The organism is Dactylosporangium sp. NPDC048998, assembly GCF_043197855.1.
Classification (GTDB): Bacteria; Actinomycetota; Actinomycetes; order Mycobacteriales; family Micromonosporaceae; genus Dactylosporangium.
In genome coordinates, this window is sequence record NZ_JBICTV010000001.1 from 393,466 (window position 1) to 407,538 (window position 14,073).

13 protein-coding genes are annotated in these 14,073 nt (G+C 71.9%); 11 read left to right on the forward strand and 2 right to left on the reverse strand.

Translation table 11 applies throughout. From position 1 onward, the window contains the following. Nucleotides 1–12: 12 nt before the first annotated feature. Nucleotides 13–1,215 (forward strand): DNA-processing protein DprA, encoded by a 1,203-nt coding sequence (gene dprA, locus ACGFI8_RS01875; protein WP_392798527.1) that lies wholly within the window; start codon nt 13–15, stop codon nt 1,213–1,215. A gap of 5 nt (nt 1,216–1,220) precedes the next feature. On the opposite strand, the gene ACGFI8_RS01880 is transcribed toward dprA, so the two are convergent. After that, nucleotides 1,221–2,399 carry a pyridoxal phosphate-dependent aminotransferase gene (locus ACGFI8_RS01880; protein WP_392798531.1) on the reverse strand — a complete coding sequence of 393 codons (1,179 nt, stop codon included), beginning with the start codon at nt 2,397–2,399 and terminating at the stop codon, nt 1,221–1,223. Nucleotides 2,400–2,840: 441 nt separating this feature from the next. On the opposite strand from ACGFI8_RS01880, the gene ACGFI8_RS01885 reads away from it, so the two are divergent. From ACGFI8_RS01885 to ACGFI8_RS01920, 8 genes are all read left to right on the forward strand, one after another. Continuing rightward, nucleotides 2,841–3,980: a hypothetical protein gene (locus ACGFI8_RS01885; RefSeq protein ID WP_392798533.1), complete on the forward strand. Its 1,140-nt coding sequence runs from the start codon at nt 2,841–2,843 to the stop codon at nt 3,978–3,980. A 529-nt stretch (nt 3,981–4,509) separates the two neighbouring features. Further along, on the forward strand, nt 4,510–5,361 hold the full coding sequence (gene rpsB, locus ACGFI8_RS01890; protein ID WP_392798535.1) for a 30S ribosomal protein S2: 852 nt from the start codon (nt 4,510–4,512) through the stop codon (nt 5,359–5,361). Nucleotides 5,362–5,397: 36 nt separating this feature from the next. Further along, entirely contained in the window at nt 5,398–6,225 is an 828-nt protein-coding gene (gene tsf / locus ACGFI8_RS01895; RefSeq protein WP_392798538.1) for a translation elongation factor Ts, read from the forward strand. 93 nt (nt 6,226–6,318) lie between these two features. After that, nucleotides 6,319–7,110: a UMP kinase gene (gene pyrH, locus ACGFI8_RS01900; protein WP_392798541.1), complete on the forward strand. Its 792-nt coding sequence runs from the start codon at nt 6,319–6,321 to the stop codon at nt 7,108–7,110. Beyond that, complete coding sequence (gene frr / locus ACGFI8_RS01905; RefSeq protein WP_392798544.1) at nt 7,107–7,664, forward strand: ribosome recycling factor; 558 nt, start codon at nt 7,107–7,109, stop codon at nt 7,662–7,664. The genes pyrH and frr overlap by 4 nt, the downstream gene beginning before the upstream one ends. A gap of 137 nt (nt 7,665–7,801) precedes the next feature. After that, nucleotides 7,802–8,656 (forward strand): phosphatidate cytidylyltransferase, encoded by an 855-nt coding sequence (locus ACGFI8_RS01910; RefSeq protein ID WP_392798547.1) that lies wholly within the window; start codon nt 7,802–7,804, stop codon nt 8,654–8,656. 72 nt (nt 8,657–8,728) lie between these two features. Next, complete coding sequence (rlmN, locus tag ACGFI8_RS01915) at nt 8,729–9,913, forward strand: 23S rRNA (adenine(2503)-C(2))-methyltransferase RlmN (protein WP_392798550.1); 1,185 nt, start codon at nt 8,729–8,731, stop codon at nt 9,911–9,913. Next, nucleotides 9,910–11,019, forward strand: coding sequence for a DivIVA domain-containing protein (locus ACGFI8_RS01920; RefSeq protein ID WP_392798553.1), 1,110 nt, complete (start codon nt 9,910–9,912; stop codon nt 11,017–11,019). Before rlmN ends, ACGFI8_RS01920 begins: the two co-directional genes overlap by 4 nt. Nucleotides 11,020–11,149: 130 nt before the next feature. Here the strand turns inward: ACGFI8_RS01920 and ACGFI8_RS01925 are convergent, their stop codons facing one another. Further along, nucleotides 11,150–11,371, reverse strand: coding sequence for a DUF2631 domain-containing protein (locus tag ACGFI8_RS01925; RefSeq protein ID WP_392798555.1), 222 nt, complete (start codon nt 11,369–11,371; stop codon nt 11,150–11,152). Between the two features lie 171 nt (nt 11,372–11,542). Here ACGFI8_RS01925 and ACGFI8_RS01930 point away from each other — a divergent pair, with 171 nt between their 5' ends. Next, nucleotides 11,543–13,153: a Rieske 2Fe-2S domain-containing protein gene (locus ACGFI8_RS01930; protein ID WP_392798558.1), complete on the forward strand. Its 1,611-nt coding sequence runs from the start codon at nt 11,543–11,545 to the stop codon at nt 13,151–13,153. Nucleotides 13,154–13,162: 9 nt separating this feature from the next. Further along, nucleotides 13,163–13,861, forward strand: coding sequence for a DUF2786 domain-containing protein (locus tag ACGFI8_RS01935; protein WP_392798561.1), 699 nt, complete (start codon nt 13,163–13,165; stop codon nt 13,859–13,861). The last annotated feature ends 212 nt before the right edge of the window (nt 13,862–14,073 follow it).

Here is a 14,073-nt window from a genome sequence, read left to right on the forward strand (position 1 = left end):
CGGGAGCCGTGGATGAGCGACGAACGGACCGCGCGGATGGCGCTTGGCATGCTGGTGGAGCCCGGCAGCCGCGAGCTCGGCCTGCTGGTCCGGGCCGTCGGCGCGCAGGAGGCGCTGGCCAGGGTGGTCGGCGGGTACAACATCACGGCCGGGCTGGCCGGGGCCGTGCAGGCCCGGCTGCGCTCGGCGGGCGTCGACGGCTCGGCGAACCCGGGGGAGCGTCTCACCACGCAGATGGGTGAGCTGGCCGAGCGGCTCGGCGCGCGGATCGTCACCGCCGTCGACGAGGAGTGGCCGCGTGCGCTCGACGAGCTGGTGCGGGCCAGCCGCGAGGGCAACATGCTGCGGCGGGACACGGACCCGCCGATGTGCGTCTGGCTGCGTGGGCCGCTGCGACTGGCGGAGACGCTGGAACGGTCCGTGGCGGTGGTCGGGGCGAGGGCGATCACGGGGTACGGCGGATATGTCGCCTCCGAGTTCGGCTTCGGGCTCGCGGAGCGCGGCTGGACGGTGGTGTCCGGCGGGGCGCTCGGGGTCGACGTGACCGCGCACCGCGGCGCGCTGGCCACCGGAGGGCACACAGTGGCGGTGCTCGCGTGCGGCATCGACCGCGCGTACCCGGCGGCCAACGCGGCGGTGCTCGAACAGATCGGCGCCGAGGGGCTACTGCTCACCGAGTGGCCGCCCGGCACGCAGCCGCACAAGACCCGGTTTCTGACCCGCAACCGGGTGATCGCGGCCGCGACCAAGGGAACGGTGGTGGTGGAGGCCGGGTCGCGGAGCGGGGCGCGCAGCACGCTCGGGTACGCACGGCTGCTGCACCGCTCCGCGATGGTGGTTCCCGGGCCGATCAACTCGGCGATGTCGGTCGGCTGCCACATCGAGCTGCGGCAGCCGGGCACGGTCCTGGTCACGCGGGTCGAGGAGATCATCGAGGAGGTTGGCAGCGTCGGCGAGCTCGCGGTGCCGATCCAGGGCGCGGGGCGGCCCGAGGACGTCCTGGACCCGCTGCAGGCGCGCATCCTCGACGCGGTACGGCCGAGACGGGCCACGTCGGCGGAGCAGATCGCCGCCGTGGCCGGGGTCAGCGGGCGCGACGCCCGGCGCAACCTGCCGCTGCTGGAGGAGCTTGGGTTCGTGGTGTCCAGCCCGGGCGGGTACCGGCTGAGCAGCCAGCCGCGGGCCGCGATCGGCGAGGAGGAAGAGGACCGGTGAACCCGTCAGAGCCGCTGCAGCCGGGCGACCGCCTCGTCGAGGACCTCGTCGCGTTTGCAGAACGCGAACCGCACGAGCCGACGGCCCGCCGCCGCGTCGTCGTAGAAGACCTGCGTCGGTACCGCGACGACACCACAGCGCTCCGGCAGCGACAGGCAGAACTGGATGCCGTCGGTGCCGCCCAGCGGGGTGATGTCGGCGGTCACGAAGTACGTGCCCTCCGGCTGCAGCACCGCGAACCCGGCCTCCGCCAGGCCCTTGCACAGGCGGTCGCGCTTGCGCTGCAGGTCGTCGCGGAACTCCTGGTAGTACGACGGCGGCGAGTCCAGCGCCACGGCGACGGCGGGCTGCAGCGGCCCGGCGTTGACGTACGTGAGGAACTGCTTGACCCGGGTCGCGGCGGACACCAGCGGCCGAGGTCCGCACGCCCAGCCGATCTTCCAGCCGGTGCACGAGAACGTCTTGCCGGCGGAGGAGATCTGCAGTGTGCGCTCCCGCATGCCCGGCAGCCCGGCGAGCGGCAGGTGCGGGGCGGCGGCGTCGCTGAACACCAGATGCTCGTACACCTCGTCGGTGACGGCGAGCACGTCGTACTCCACGCACAGCTCGGCGATCTGGGCGAGCTCGGCGGGGGTGAAGACCTTGCCGGTCGGGTTGTGCGGGGAGTTGAGCAGCACCAGCCTGGTCCGGGGGCCGAAGGCGGCGCGCAGCTCGGCGGGGTCGAAGGCGTACCGGCCGTCGTCGACCCGCAGCGTCACCGGGCGGCGGACCGCGCCGGCGAGCGCGATCGACGCGGCGTAGGAGTCGTAGTAGGGCTCGAAGCAGACGACCTCGTCGCCCGGCTCGCACAGCGCGAGGATGCTCGCGGCGATCGCCTCGGTCGCGCCGGCGGTCACCAGGATCTCGCCGTCGGGGTCGTAGTCCAGGCCCCAGAACGCCTTCTGGTGGGCGGAGATCGCGGCGCGCAGCTCGGGGATGCCGGGGCCCGGCGGGTACTGGTTGCGCCCGCCGTGGATCGCCGCGGCGGCCGCATCGAGCATGGCGGCGGGACCGTCGGTGTCGGGGAAGCCCTGCCCGAGATTGACGGAGCCGGTGCGCACGGCGAGCGCCGACATCTCCGCGAAGATGGTGGTGCCGAACGGGCGCATGCGGGCGACGAGCGGATCACGAGGGGCGTCAGTCACCCCCCGAGTATGCGGCCCACCCTCCCCGGGGCGGGACGGGAGACCGGCCCGGTGGCGTGCGTGAGCGGCGCCGGTGGACGGGGGCCGGTGCGCCGGGCCGCCGGTCACCGCCCGGCCGCGGCTCGTGCGGCGCCGCCCGCCCGCGCGACGTGGGCGGACGGGAGCCGCCGAAGACCGCGTGTGCCGCGTTACCTGTGGCGGGCGTTGCACCGGCCGGTCGCCGAGCCTTGGTACGGACGGGCGGTGGACCTTTCCCGCGGCTTGACCGGCAGGACGTCTCGGCCGGGCACGGCGGAGGTCGAGGTTGGCCGGCACGCAGGGGAGTCCGAGGTGAGCCGGCCGGTGGCACAGGCCATGCGGACTGTTGCCCGGCAGCGACGCAGATTACAGGCACCTTCGCCGGGTGGCGAGGATCTTTGCGAGGGCTTACCGTGACGCACCGTGGATGGACGCCGGAACTTCACCCCGGAGCCGGATGCGGATTCGCGCTGGTACCCGGACGACCGTGGATACGACGACCGCGGGTACGACGACCGCCGTGATGACCGGATGCGCGACGACCGGGGCCGCGACGACAGGGACTGGGACGACCGCCCGCGCGGCCGCGACGAAGCCGATCGCGGGTACGGCGACGAGCGCGAGGACCGCGGATACACGCCGACGCGGTACGCGGACGAGCGGGACTACGACGACGGGTATCGGGTTCCCGACCCGCGGGGCGGCGGTCGCGGGTACGGCGGCGACCCGCTGAGCTACGGCGAGAGCCCGAGCGGGCAGTTCAGCGCCCCGGCGGCCGCCGGTCGGTCCGTCGACACGGGTGATCTGTCCGGTGAGTTCGGCGGTCGCTCGCGGCGGTCGGAGGCGATCGACCGCGCCGCGCTGCAGCGGCCGGTGTCCGGCGGCGGTCCGTCCGGCGCGGGATCGTCGGGCCTGGGATCGTCGGGCCTGGGATCGTCGGGCCTGGGATCGTCGGGCGCGGGATCGTCCGGTCTGTCGAGCTCCGGCGCGCCCATCCCGGGCCTGCCGTCGCAGGGCATCCCGGGCCAGGGCATCCCGAGCCAGGGCATCCCGAGCCAGGGCATCCCGAGCCAGGGGATGACGACGCAACAGATCGGCGGGCCGGGGGCGCCGGGCCAGGGTGCGACCGGGCCGGTCTCGGGCGCACCCGTCTCCAGCGGGCCGACCGGGGCGCCGCCGAGCGCGTTCGTCGCGCCCACCACGCTGACCGCGGCCGTTCCGGCGCCGCAGCAGTACGGGCAGGGGGCGGAGCCGGGGGGTGCGGTGTACCGGAGCAAGCGGCCCGGGCTGGCGGTCGTGCTGGTCGTGCTCACGATCCTGTTCGAGCTGCCGATCCTGCGGCTGTTCCTCAGCGCGATGACGGCCAAGGAGATCCAGGCGGGGGCGACGCTCTCCGGCATTTTCATGATCCCCGCGCTGCCGATGTTCGCGCTCGGGCTGTACGGGCTGATCGGCGGGGCGGCCGCCGCGTCCCCTGGGGCGCGGGCGTGGCTGCGGACGCCGCTGGCGTATCTGCCGGTCGCGCTCCTGCTGTTCGTCGCCGCCGGGCTGGCCGCCTCCTAGCCGGGCGGGTCGTCCTTCCAGCCCGGCGGTGTCGTCAACGAGCTAGGCCGCTGAAATCCGAGCCGCCGAAAAGCCGAAAACGGACCGCCGGGCCTGGGCGACGACCGGGTCGCCGAAAAGCCGAAGACAGGGCCGCCGAATCACCCGAGTCGCGGGACGAGTCACAGGGGTTCGAACAAATCCCGAGAAGCCGGACAAAGCCGGACGCATCCCGATATGGGATGATCGAAAGTGCGGACAGAGCGGCACAAACAACCCGACACCGGGGGCATTCGATGTCGTCCGGGCCCGGCGCGTACACTTTCCTCCGGCGACCGCACACCGTGCGGTCGACCTCGCGCGCCCTCCCTTAGCCCGCCGCATTTCTTCCCGCGCCGGGCGAGCGTTCAAGGGCGGCGGCCGCCCTGGTCCCGATGCACGCCGGCTGGTAACGGCGGCGTGTGCGAAGGGTGAGACGGCCGACGACTGGGCGCCAGGACGGCGGTCCGACCGGCCCGCCGTGACAACCAGGATCGAAGGGATCCCGCACATGACCGTGACCATGCGCCAGCTGCTCGAGAGCGGCGTGCACTTCGGGCACCAGACCCGCCGGTGGAACCCGAAGATGAAGCGCTTCATCTTCACCGAGCGCAACGGTATCTACATCATCGACCTGCGCCAGACGCTCGACTACATCGAGAAGGCGTACGACTACATCCGCAACACCGTGGCCGAGGGCGGCTCCGTGCTGTTCGTCGGCACGAAGAAGCAGGCCCAGGAGGCGATTGCCGAGCAGGCGACGCGCGTGGGCCAGCCCTACGTGAACCACCGCTGGCTGGGCGGCATGCTGACGAACTTCCAGACGGTGTACAAGCGGCTGCAGCGGATGAAGGAGCTCGAGAGCCTCGACCTGACGGGCACCGCGCAGGGGTACACCAAGAAGGAGACCCTGCAGCTGTCGCGCGAGCAGACCAAGCTGAGCCGCACGCTGGGTGGTCTGCGCGACATGCAGAAGCTGCCGTCGGCGATCTGGGTGATCGACACCAAGAAGGAGCACATCGCGGTCGACGAGGCGCGGAAGCTGGGCATCCCGGTCATCGCCGTGCTCGACACGAACTGCGACCCGGACGAGGTCGACTTCCCGATCCCGGGCAACGACGACGCCATCCGCTCCGCGGCGCTGCTGACCCGCGTGGTCGCCGACGCCGTCGCCGACGGGCTGATCGCCCGGTCCGGGCGCGCCACCCGGGCCGACCAGAAGCCCGAGCCGGGCGTCGTGGCCGGTGACGAGCCGCTCGCCGAGTGGGAGCGCGAGCTGCTCGAGGGCGCCAAGTCCGCCGACGCCGCTCCCGCCGCTGCTCCTGCCGCTGCTCCCGCCGCCGAAGACAACCCCCAGGCATAACAGCCCAGGCGTTCACCACCAGAGCGAGAGAGAGTCATGTCCAACTTCACCGCCGCTGACGTCAAGCGGCTCCGCGAACTGACCGGCTCCGGCATGATGGACTGCAAGAAGGCGCTCGAGGAGGCCGAGGGCGACTTCGACAAGGCAGTCGAGCTGCTGCGCATCAAGGGCGCCAAGGACGTCGGCAAGCGCGCCGGTCGCACCACGGCCAACGGCCTCGTCGCGCACTACGGCTCGGGTCTGGTCGAGATCAACTGCGAGACCGACTTCGTGGCCAAGAACGAGGCGTTCGTCGAGCTGGGCCAGAAGCTGGCGCAGCAGGTGGACGCGACCAAGCCGGCCGACGTCGACGCGCTGCTGGCCTCGAAGGTCGGCGACGCCACGGTCGCCGACCTGGTCCAGGCCGAGTCGGCGCGCATCGGCGAGAAGCTCGTCATCAACCGCATCGCGGTACTGGGCGAGCAGGTGGCGATCTACATGCACCGCAAGAGCCCCGACCTGCCGCCGCAGGTCGGCGTCGCGGTCGAGTTCACCGGCAAGACCGACGAGGCGGCCCTCGCCGACGCCCGCGGCGTGGCGATGCAGATCGCCGCGATGCGGCCGAAGTACCTCACCCGCGAGGAGGTGCCCGCGGACGTCGTCGAGTCGGAGCGGCGCATCGCCGAGGAGACCGCCCGCGAGGAGGGCAAGCCGGACGCGGCCCTGCCGAAGATCGTCGAGGGCCGGGTCAACGCCTTCTTCAAGGACTTCGTCCTCATTGAGCAGCCCTCGGTGGGGGACAACAAGAAGACCGTCAAGCAGGTGCTGGCCGAGGCCGGTATCGAAGTGACGCGGTTCGTGCGCTTCGAGGTCGGCCAGGCCTGATCGGCCGTACAACGGAAGTCAGGGGGTCACGGTCCATCGGATGGAGACCGTGACCCCCTTTCCACAGAACCGGACAGACAGAAGGGTGCCCACATGACGAACACCGCCGTTGAAGCGGCAAGGCAGTCCCTGACCCCCGCCCCGATCGGGGCGCGGCGCGTCGTGCTGAAGCTCTCCGGTGAGGTGTTCGGAGGCGGCGCCGTCGGCGTCGACCCCACCGTCGTGCGCGGCATGGCACGCCAGATCGCCGCGGTCGTGCGGCACGGCGTGCAGGTCGCGGTCGTGGTCGGCGGCGGCAACTTCTTCCGCGGCGCCGAGCTCTCCCGGGCCGGCATGGACCGCTCCCGCGCCGACTACATGGGCATGCTCGGCACGGTGATGAACTGCCTGGCGCTACAGGACTTCCTGGAGAAGGACGGCATCGACACGCGCGTGCAGAGCGCGATCAGCATGGCCCAGGTCGCCGAGCCCTACATCCCCCGCCGGGCGATCCGCCACCTGGAGAAGGGCCGTGTGGTCATCTTCGGGGCCGGCGCCGGCATGCCGTACTTCTCCACCGACACGGTCGCCGTCCAGCGCGCCCTGGAGATCCACGCGCACACCGTGCTCATGAGCAAGAACGGGGTCGACGGCGTATACACCGCCGACCCGCGCACCGATCCGACCGCCCGCAAGATCGACCACATCACGTTCGCCGAGGCGTTGGTGCAGGGTCTGCGGGTAGTCGACCAGACGGCGTTCAGCCTCTGCCAGGAAAACGCGCTGCCGATGTTGGTCTTCGGTGCGGAGGGGGAGGACAACGTCGCTCGCGCGTTGAGTGGTGAGAGGATCGGCACGCTCATCACCGCCGAGCCCGTCCCGGATCGAGGAGGACAGACCACGTGATCGAAGAGACACTCTTCGAGGCCGAAGAGAAGATGGACCGCGCGATCGACCACGCCAAGGAGGAGTTCGCGGTCATTCGTACCGGCCGCGCCACCCCGGCGATGTTCGGCAAGGTGATGGTCGACTACTACGGCACCCCGACCCCGCTGCCGCAGATGTCCTCGATCGGGATCCCCGAGCCGCGCATGGCGATCATCAAGCCCTACGACGCGTCGCAGATCGGCGCGATGGAGCGGGCGATCCGCGACTCCGACCTCGGCGTGAACCCGAACAACGAGGGCACCCAGATCCGCATCCTGCTGCCTCAGATGACCGAGGAGCGGCGCCGCGACATGATCAAGGTGGCCCGGAACAAGGCGGAGGACTCCCGCGTCGCGATCCGCAACGTGCGCCGCAAGGCCAAGGAGGAGCTCGACCGCATCGTCAAGGACGGCGAGGCCGGGGAGGACGAGGTCCGGCGCGCCGAGAAGGAGCTCGAGGACCTGACGCACAAGTACGTGGCGCAGGTCGACGAGCTGCTCAAGCACAAGGAAACCGAGCTACTCGAGGTCTGATGGCCCATCTCGACCGGGCTCACCGGGCCCCCGACCCGTCACCGACGCGGGCGCGGCAGAACGATGCCGCGCCCGAGCCGTCTGCGCAAAAGACGCCGTCTGTGCAAAAGACGCCGTCCGTGGGAAAGACGTCGTCCGTGGAAGAAACCCCCGAGCCGCCGCAGCAGCGCAAGAGCCGGGCCGGGCGCAACCTGCCGGCGGCGATCGGGGTGGGCGCCGGGCTCGGCGGGCTGGTCGTCCTCTCCCTGTTCGTCTGGGACAAGTGGCTCTTCCTCGGCCTGGTCATCGTCGCCGTGCTGGTCGGCGTCTGGGAGATGGTCCGCGCGGTCAGCGTCCGCAAGGCGCGCCCGCCGCTGGTACCGCTGCTGCTCGGCGCACCGCTCATGGTCTGCCTGGCCTGGTTCGGCGGCGCGCAGCGGCTCCCGCTGGGCCTGCTCGCCACGCTGCTGCTGGTCTTCCTCTGGCGCTTCGCCGACGGCGTCCAGCACTACCAGCGCGACGTCACCGCCGCCGCGCTCATCGCCGTGTACGTGCCGTTTCTCGGCTCCTTCGCGGCGCTGTTGGCCTACCCGGCCGACGACGGCAGCGTCCGGGTCCTGGTGACGATCCTCGCCGTCGTGCTCTCCGACACCGGCGGGTACGCCACCGGCGTCTTCCTCGGCCGGCACCCCATGGCCCCGTCGGTCAGCCCGGCCAAGTCCTGGGAGGGCTTCGCCGGTTCGATCGTGTGGACCGGCGCCGGCAGCGCGATCGCCCTGCCGCTGCTGCTCGACGGCGCCGTCTGGTGGCACGGCGCGATCTTCGGCGTGGCCGTGTCGATCGCCTCCGTCCTCGGCGACCTCGGCGAGTCGTTGATCAAGCGGGACCTCGGCGTCAAGGACATGAGCAACCTGCTGCCCGGGCACGGCGGCCTCATGGATCGCCTCGACTCGGTACTGCTGGCCCTGCCCACGGCCTATGCGGTCCTCGCCTTCCTGGTGCCCCCCAGGTAGCCCTCGTCGCCCTGCCGCGCTGTCCGGCGGTCTTGGAGACGATGCGGCGCGGCATGGGACACTGGAAACCTCATGACGCAGCTTCCCCTACTGAACCTGTCCTCCAGCGCGACCGGCACCACGAGCGACGGCCGCCGCGCCGCCCTGCCCCCGCGCCACCTGGCCGACCTCGACCTTGCCGCACGGCGCGCCGCCGTCGCCGAGCTGGGTGAGCCCGCCTTCCGCGCCGGGCAGGTCTCCGCGCACTACTTCGGCCGGCTCGTGCGTGACCCCGAGGCGATGACCGACCTGCCGGCCAGCACCCGCGCCGCGATCACCGGGGCGCTGATGCCGCAGCTGCTGGAGCCCGTGCGGGAGCTCGCCACAGACAGCGGCGCAACCCGCAAGACGCTGTGGCGCCTGCACGACGGCTCGCTCGTGGAGAGCGTGCTCATGGGATACCCGGACCGGGTCACCGTCTGCGTGTCCAGCCAGGCCGGCTGCGGCATGGCGTGCCCGTTCTGCGCGACCGGGCAGGCCGGGCTGACCCGCAACCTGTCCACCGCGGAGATCGTCGACCAGGTCGTGTGGTTTGCCGGCCTCGCCGCTCGCGGCGCGTTGCCAGGCTGTCCCGACCGGCTCTCCCGCGTGGTGTTCATGGGCATGGGCGAGCCGCTGGCGAACTACAACCGGGTCGTCGCGGCCGTGCGGCGGCTCACCGAGCCGGCGCCGGAGGGCCTCGGCCTGTCGCAGCGGCACATCACGGTGTCGACCGTCGGGCTGGTCCCCGCGATGCGGCGGTTGACGCAGGAGGGGCTGTCGGTGACGCTTGCGCTGTCGCTGCACGCGCCCGATGATGATCTGCGCGACACGCTCGTGCCGGTCAACCAACGCTGGAAGGTCGCCGAAGTGCTTGATGCCGCGTTCGAGTATGCGGCTCGCACGGGTCGGCGCGTGTCCATTGAATACGCAATGATCCGGGATGTGAACGATCATCCGTGGCGGGCGGATTTGCTCGGTCGGCTCTTGTCCGGCCGTCTCGCACATGTCAATCTCATCCCGCTCAATCCGACTCCGGGCAGCAAGTGGGACGCTAGCCCTAAGCCGGTTGAGCGGGAGTTCGTCCGGCGGCTCCGCGCCGCCGGTGTTCCCACTACGGTGCGTGACACCCGGGGTCGGGAGATTGACGGAGCTTGCGGGCAGCTTGCGGCCTCCGGAGGTGGCAAGGTGGGAGAAGACAGCTTGCTAGCACGGCGAGCGAACAAGGAGACACAGTGAGTCAGGGTCAGCGGTTCCGGCGCCGTGCGATGCGTCGGGGATACAAGGTCGACGAGGTCGACTCGTTCCTCGACCGGGTGGAGGCAACCCTCTCCGGAGACCCGATGGGTGCGCCGGTGAGCGCGCAGGAGGTCCACGACGTGGTCTTCCGCGTGCGCTTCGGCGGATATGACGAGTGGCAGGTCGACCTGCACCTGGACCGCGTCGAGCGCCAGCTGGCCGAGCTGGAGGAGCGCGGCAGCGGCGGGTTCGGCCGGTCCCTGGAGCCGCGCAGCGGCGAGCTGCGCATGGCGCCCGAGCGGATGCCGGAGCGCATGGAGCCCCAGCGCATGCCGGAGCGCATGGAGCCGCCGCGGATGCCGGAGCGGATGCCGGAGCGGATGCCCGACCGGGTCGGCATGGCGCCCCCGCCGCCCGACCGCATGGGTCCGCCCCCGATGGACCGGATGAGCCCGCCGCCGATGGATCGCATGGGCCCGCCGCCCATGGACCGCATGGCGCCCCCGCCGCCCGGTGCGCCCCTGCCGACGCGGCCCACCCCGCCGCCGCCGGCCGGCCCGCCGCCGCGCGACCCGAGCTACGGCCGCTACGACGAGCCCACCTACGGCGGCGCCTTCGACGAGGACCGCGGCCCCTACGACCAGGGCCCCCGCGGGCCGCGGGCGGACATGACCGCCGAGATCCGCCTGGACCGGCCCGAGCCGGTGACGTATGGCGGCGGCCCCGACCGCGACCCGTACGGCGGCCCGCCCGAGCGTGACCCCTACGGCCCGCCGGCCGACCGCGACCCGTATGGCGGCGCCCCCGCCGACCCGTATGGCGGCCCTCCTGGCGGCCCGCCGGTCCAGCACCAGTCGGCCGAGGTGGCGCGCATCGACCAGCTGCGCCGCACGTTCCAGCTGCGCCGCTTCGGCAGCGGCTACGACCGGGCGCAGGTCGACCGCCTCTTCGAGGGCGTCATGGCGTCGCTGACCGGCCGTGGCGGCCCACTGACCGACGGTGACCTCGACCCGTCGCACTTCAACCTGGTGCCCGGCGGCTACTTCGAGGCCGAGGTCGACGCGGCGCTGAAGGAGGTCCGCGACATCGTCACGCGGCGTCGCTGATCAAGCACGCAACATCGAAGAGGGCGCGCCCGGCGGATGCCGGACGCGCCCTCTTCGTGTGCACAGTTCGAAACATGACAGTTGCTCGTCATCACCCAACGTCACGGTGGGTGACGAGGCGGAAACCGCCTCAGCGCAGGCCGTTGCGGCGCAGCACCCAGTCGCCGACCAGGGCGAGCACGAGCAGCGAGGCGCTCACGATCAGGAAGATGTCCTCGACGCGGCCGCGGTGGTTGCCGATGAGCATGCTCAGCAGGATCAGCGCCGAGACGGCCGCACCAATGCGGGCCGCGCGCGGGTGACCCGGCTTGAGCTGGTCGGGGGAGGTCACAGGCTCGTGCTGCTCGGACACGGCTCGTCCTTTCGGCGCTCGGGGCCGCCGCGGAGGATCAGGCGGCCGGGGTGGTTCTGCACAAAGTCTGGCATGCGGCACCGGCAGGGACGGCTGCGGGTCGGTCGGGTAGCGTCGGTGCGGGCAGTACGCGGTACCAACTCAGGCGGTACCAACGAAGGAGGAAGCACGGTGCGTATCACCGGGACCGGCCATGCCAGCCTGCGCATCGACACGCCGGCCGGGAGCATTCTGTGCGACCCGTGGGTCAACCCCGCCTACTTCGCCTCGTGGTTCCCGTTCCCGGACAACTCGCTGCTGGACTGGGAGACGCTCGGCGACTGCGACTACCTGTACGTGTCGCACCTGCACCGCGACCACTTCGACGCCGAGCACCTGAAGCGGTTCGTGTCGAAGAAGGCGACCGTCCTGCTGCCGGAGTTCCCGACCAGCGAGATGCGCGACGAGCTGGAGGCGCTGGGCTTCACCCGGTTCCTGGAGACGAAGTCGAACGAGGTGCACGAGCTCGACGGCGGCCTGAAGATCATGGTCCAGGCGCTGACGTCGCCGACGGACGGGCCGATCGGCGACTCGTCGCTGTGGGTCGAGCACGACGGGGTCCGGCTGCTCAACCAGAACGACGCCCGCCCGACCGACCTGACCACGTTCCACGCGCTGGGCCACGTGCACGCCCACCTGCTGCAGTTCTCCGGCGCGATCTGGTACCCGATGGTCTACGAGCTGCCCGAGGCCGCCAAGCGCGCGTTCGGCAAGCAGAAGCGGGACCGCCAGTTCGACCGCACCTTCCGCTACATCGCCGACCTGAATGCCTCGCACGTGGTGCCGATCGCCGGGCCGCCGTGCTTCCTCGACGACGAGCTGTGGCAGTTCAACGACATCTTCGGCGACGAGGGCAACATCTTCCCCGACCAGTGGGTGTTCCAGCAGGAGTACGCCAAGGTCGGCGGCACCAACTCGACGGTCCTGCTGCCGGGCTCGGTGATGACGCTCACCGCCGACTCCGCCGAGACGACGCATCCGACCGACGTCGAGGAGTTCTTCGCGCACAAGCGCGAGCACCTGGAGGAGATGCGGGAGCGCAAGCGGCCCGTCATCGAGGCGGCGAAGGCGAGCTGGCGGCACCCCGAGGTCGACGTGCTCAAGGAGATGAAGCGGCGCATCGAGCCGCTGCTGGACGAGTCGGTGTACCTGGCCAAGGGCGTCGGCGGCCCGGTCCGCTTCGACCTGGTTGGCTACGACGGCGAATCCGTCGAGTCGATCGTCGTGGACTTCCCGGACAAGCAGGTGCGCGCCTACGCCGACGAGAAGGTCCGCTACCGGTTCCGCACCGAGCGGGCCCTGATCGAGCACCTCCTGTTCGTCGAGGAGGTCGACTGGGTCAACTCGCTGTTCCTGTCCTGCCGGTTCTCCGCCGCGCGCATCGGGCAGTACAACGAGTTCGTCTACTCGTTCTTCAAGTGCCTGTCCGAGGAGCGCCTGCAGTACGCCGAGGGCTGGTTCGCCGAGCAGAAGCCCGACGCCGAGGACATCAAGCTCGGCGACTGGGTCGTGCAGCGGCGCTGCCCGCACCTGAAGGCGGACCTGACCCGGTTCGGCATCGTCGACGGCAACACCCTGACCTGCCAGCTGCACGGCTGGAAGTTCGACCTGCCCAGCGGGCGCTGCCTGACCAGCGTCGGGCACGAGCTGCGCTCCCGCCCGGCCGGCACCCCGGCGCCGGACTCGGCCGCGATCGAGGCCCCGATCGAGGCTCCCGCCGGGGCCGCGGCGGACGGCGACTAGGCGCGGCCGGTGCTCGACAAGGTCCGCAAGCTGCTGGCCAAGGCCGAGGACCCGGCGTGCACGCCGGAGGAGGCGGAGGCGCTGACCGCGAAGGCGGCCGCGCTCATCGCCAAGTACGGCATCGACCAGGCGTTGCTGGACGCCCGCGAGGAGCGGCCGCAGGTGGTCGGCAACCGGGTCGTCGAGCTGGCCGCGCCGTATCTGCGGGAGAAGGCGTACCTGCTGCACATCGTGGCGGCGGCGCTGCGCTGCCGCTCGATCCGCCTGGAGCGGCGCGCCGCCGAGGGGCTGCGGGTGTCGGTGCACCTGTTCGGCTTCGAGCCCGACGTCGCCGGCGTCGAGCTGCTCTTCGCCTCGCTGCTGGTCCAGGCGGCGCGCGGGCTGCTGCGCGAGCCGGTGCCGCCGGGCCAGCAGGCCGCGGCGTGGCGGCGATCCTGGCTGGTCGGGTTCGGCTCGGCGGTCGCGCAGCGCTTCGCCGCCGCCTCCCGTCCGGACGAGCTGGCCGAGCCGGGCACCGCGCTGGTCCTCGCCGACCGGGAGCGCGCGGTCGACGCCGCGGTGGCCGCGGAGTACCCGAACGTGCGCGCCGGGCGCCGGCGGCGGCTCAGCGGCGGCGGCTTCGAGGCCGGCAGCGCGGCCGGGCAGCGGGCCGACCTCGGCGGGGCCCGGGTCGACGCGGCCGGCCGGGCCGGGGTCACCGCCCGCTGAGGACCACGTCGGTGGCCGGCCGGGCCGGCACCCACCGGCCGGGCACCAGGGGGCTGCTCACCCGAGCGGGAATTCCGTCGCGCCGGATCGGCGAACCCGGCATCCTCGATGGTGCGGGGCGGCGGGTGACGACCGCCGTGGATGCCCCGCCGGCCGGCCCCCCGTCACCGGGGCCGAGAGGCCGCGGCGTCCCGCCGCGGTAAAGGTGTGGT

Bases quoted from the DNA above. Each gene is read 5' to 3' on its own strand.
- dprA (WP_392798527.1), top strand. From the start codon at position 13: ATGAGCGACGAACGGACCGCGCGGATGGCGCTTGGCATGCTGGTGGAG.
- rlmN (WP_392798550.1), top strand. From the start codon at position 8,729: ATGACGCAGCTTCCCCTACTGAACCTGTCCTCCAGCGCGACCGGCACC.
- rpsB (WP_392798535.1), top strand. From the start codon at position 4,510: ATGACCGTGACCATGCGCCAGCTGCTCGAGAGCGGCGTGCACTTCGGG.
- tsf (WP_392798538.1), top strand. From the start codon at position 5,398: ATGTCCAACTTCACCGCCGCTGACGTCAAGCGGCTCCGCGAACTGACC.
- pyrH (WP_392798541.1), top strand. From the start codon at position 6,319: ATGACGAACACCGCCGTTGAAGCGGCAAGGCAGTCCCTGACCCCCGCC.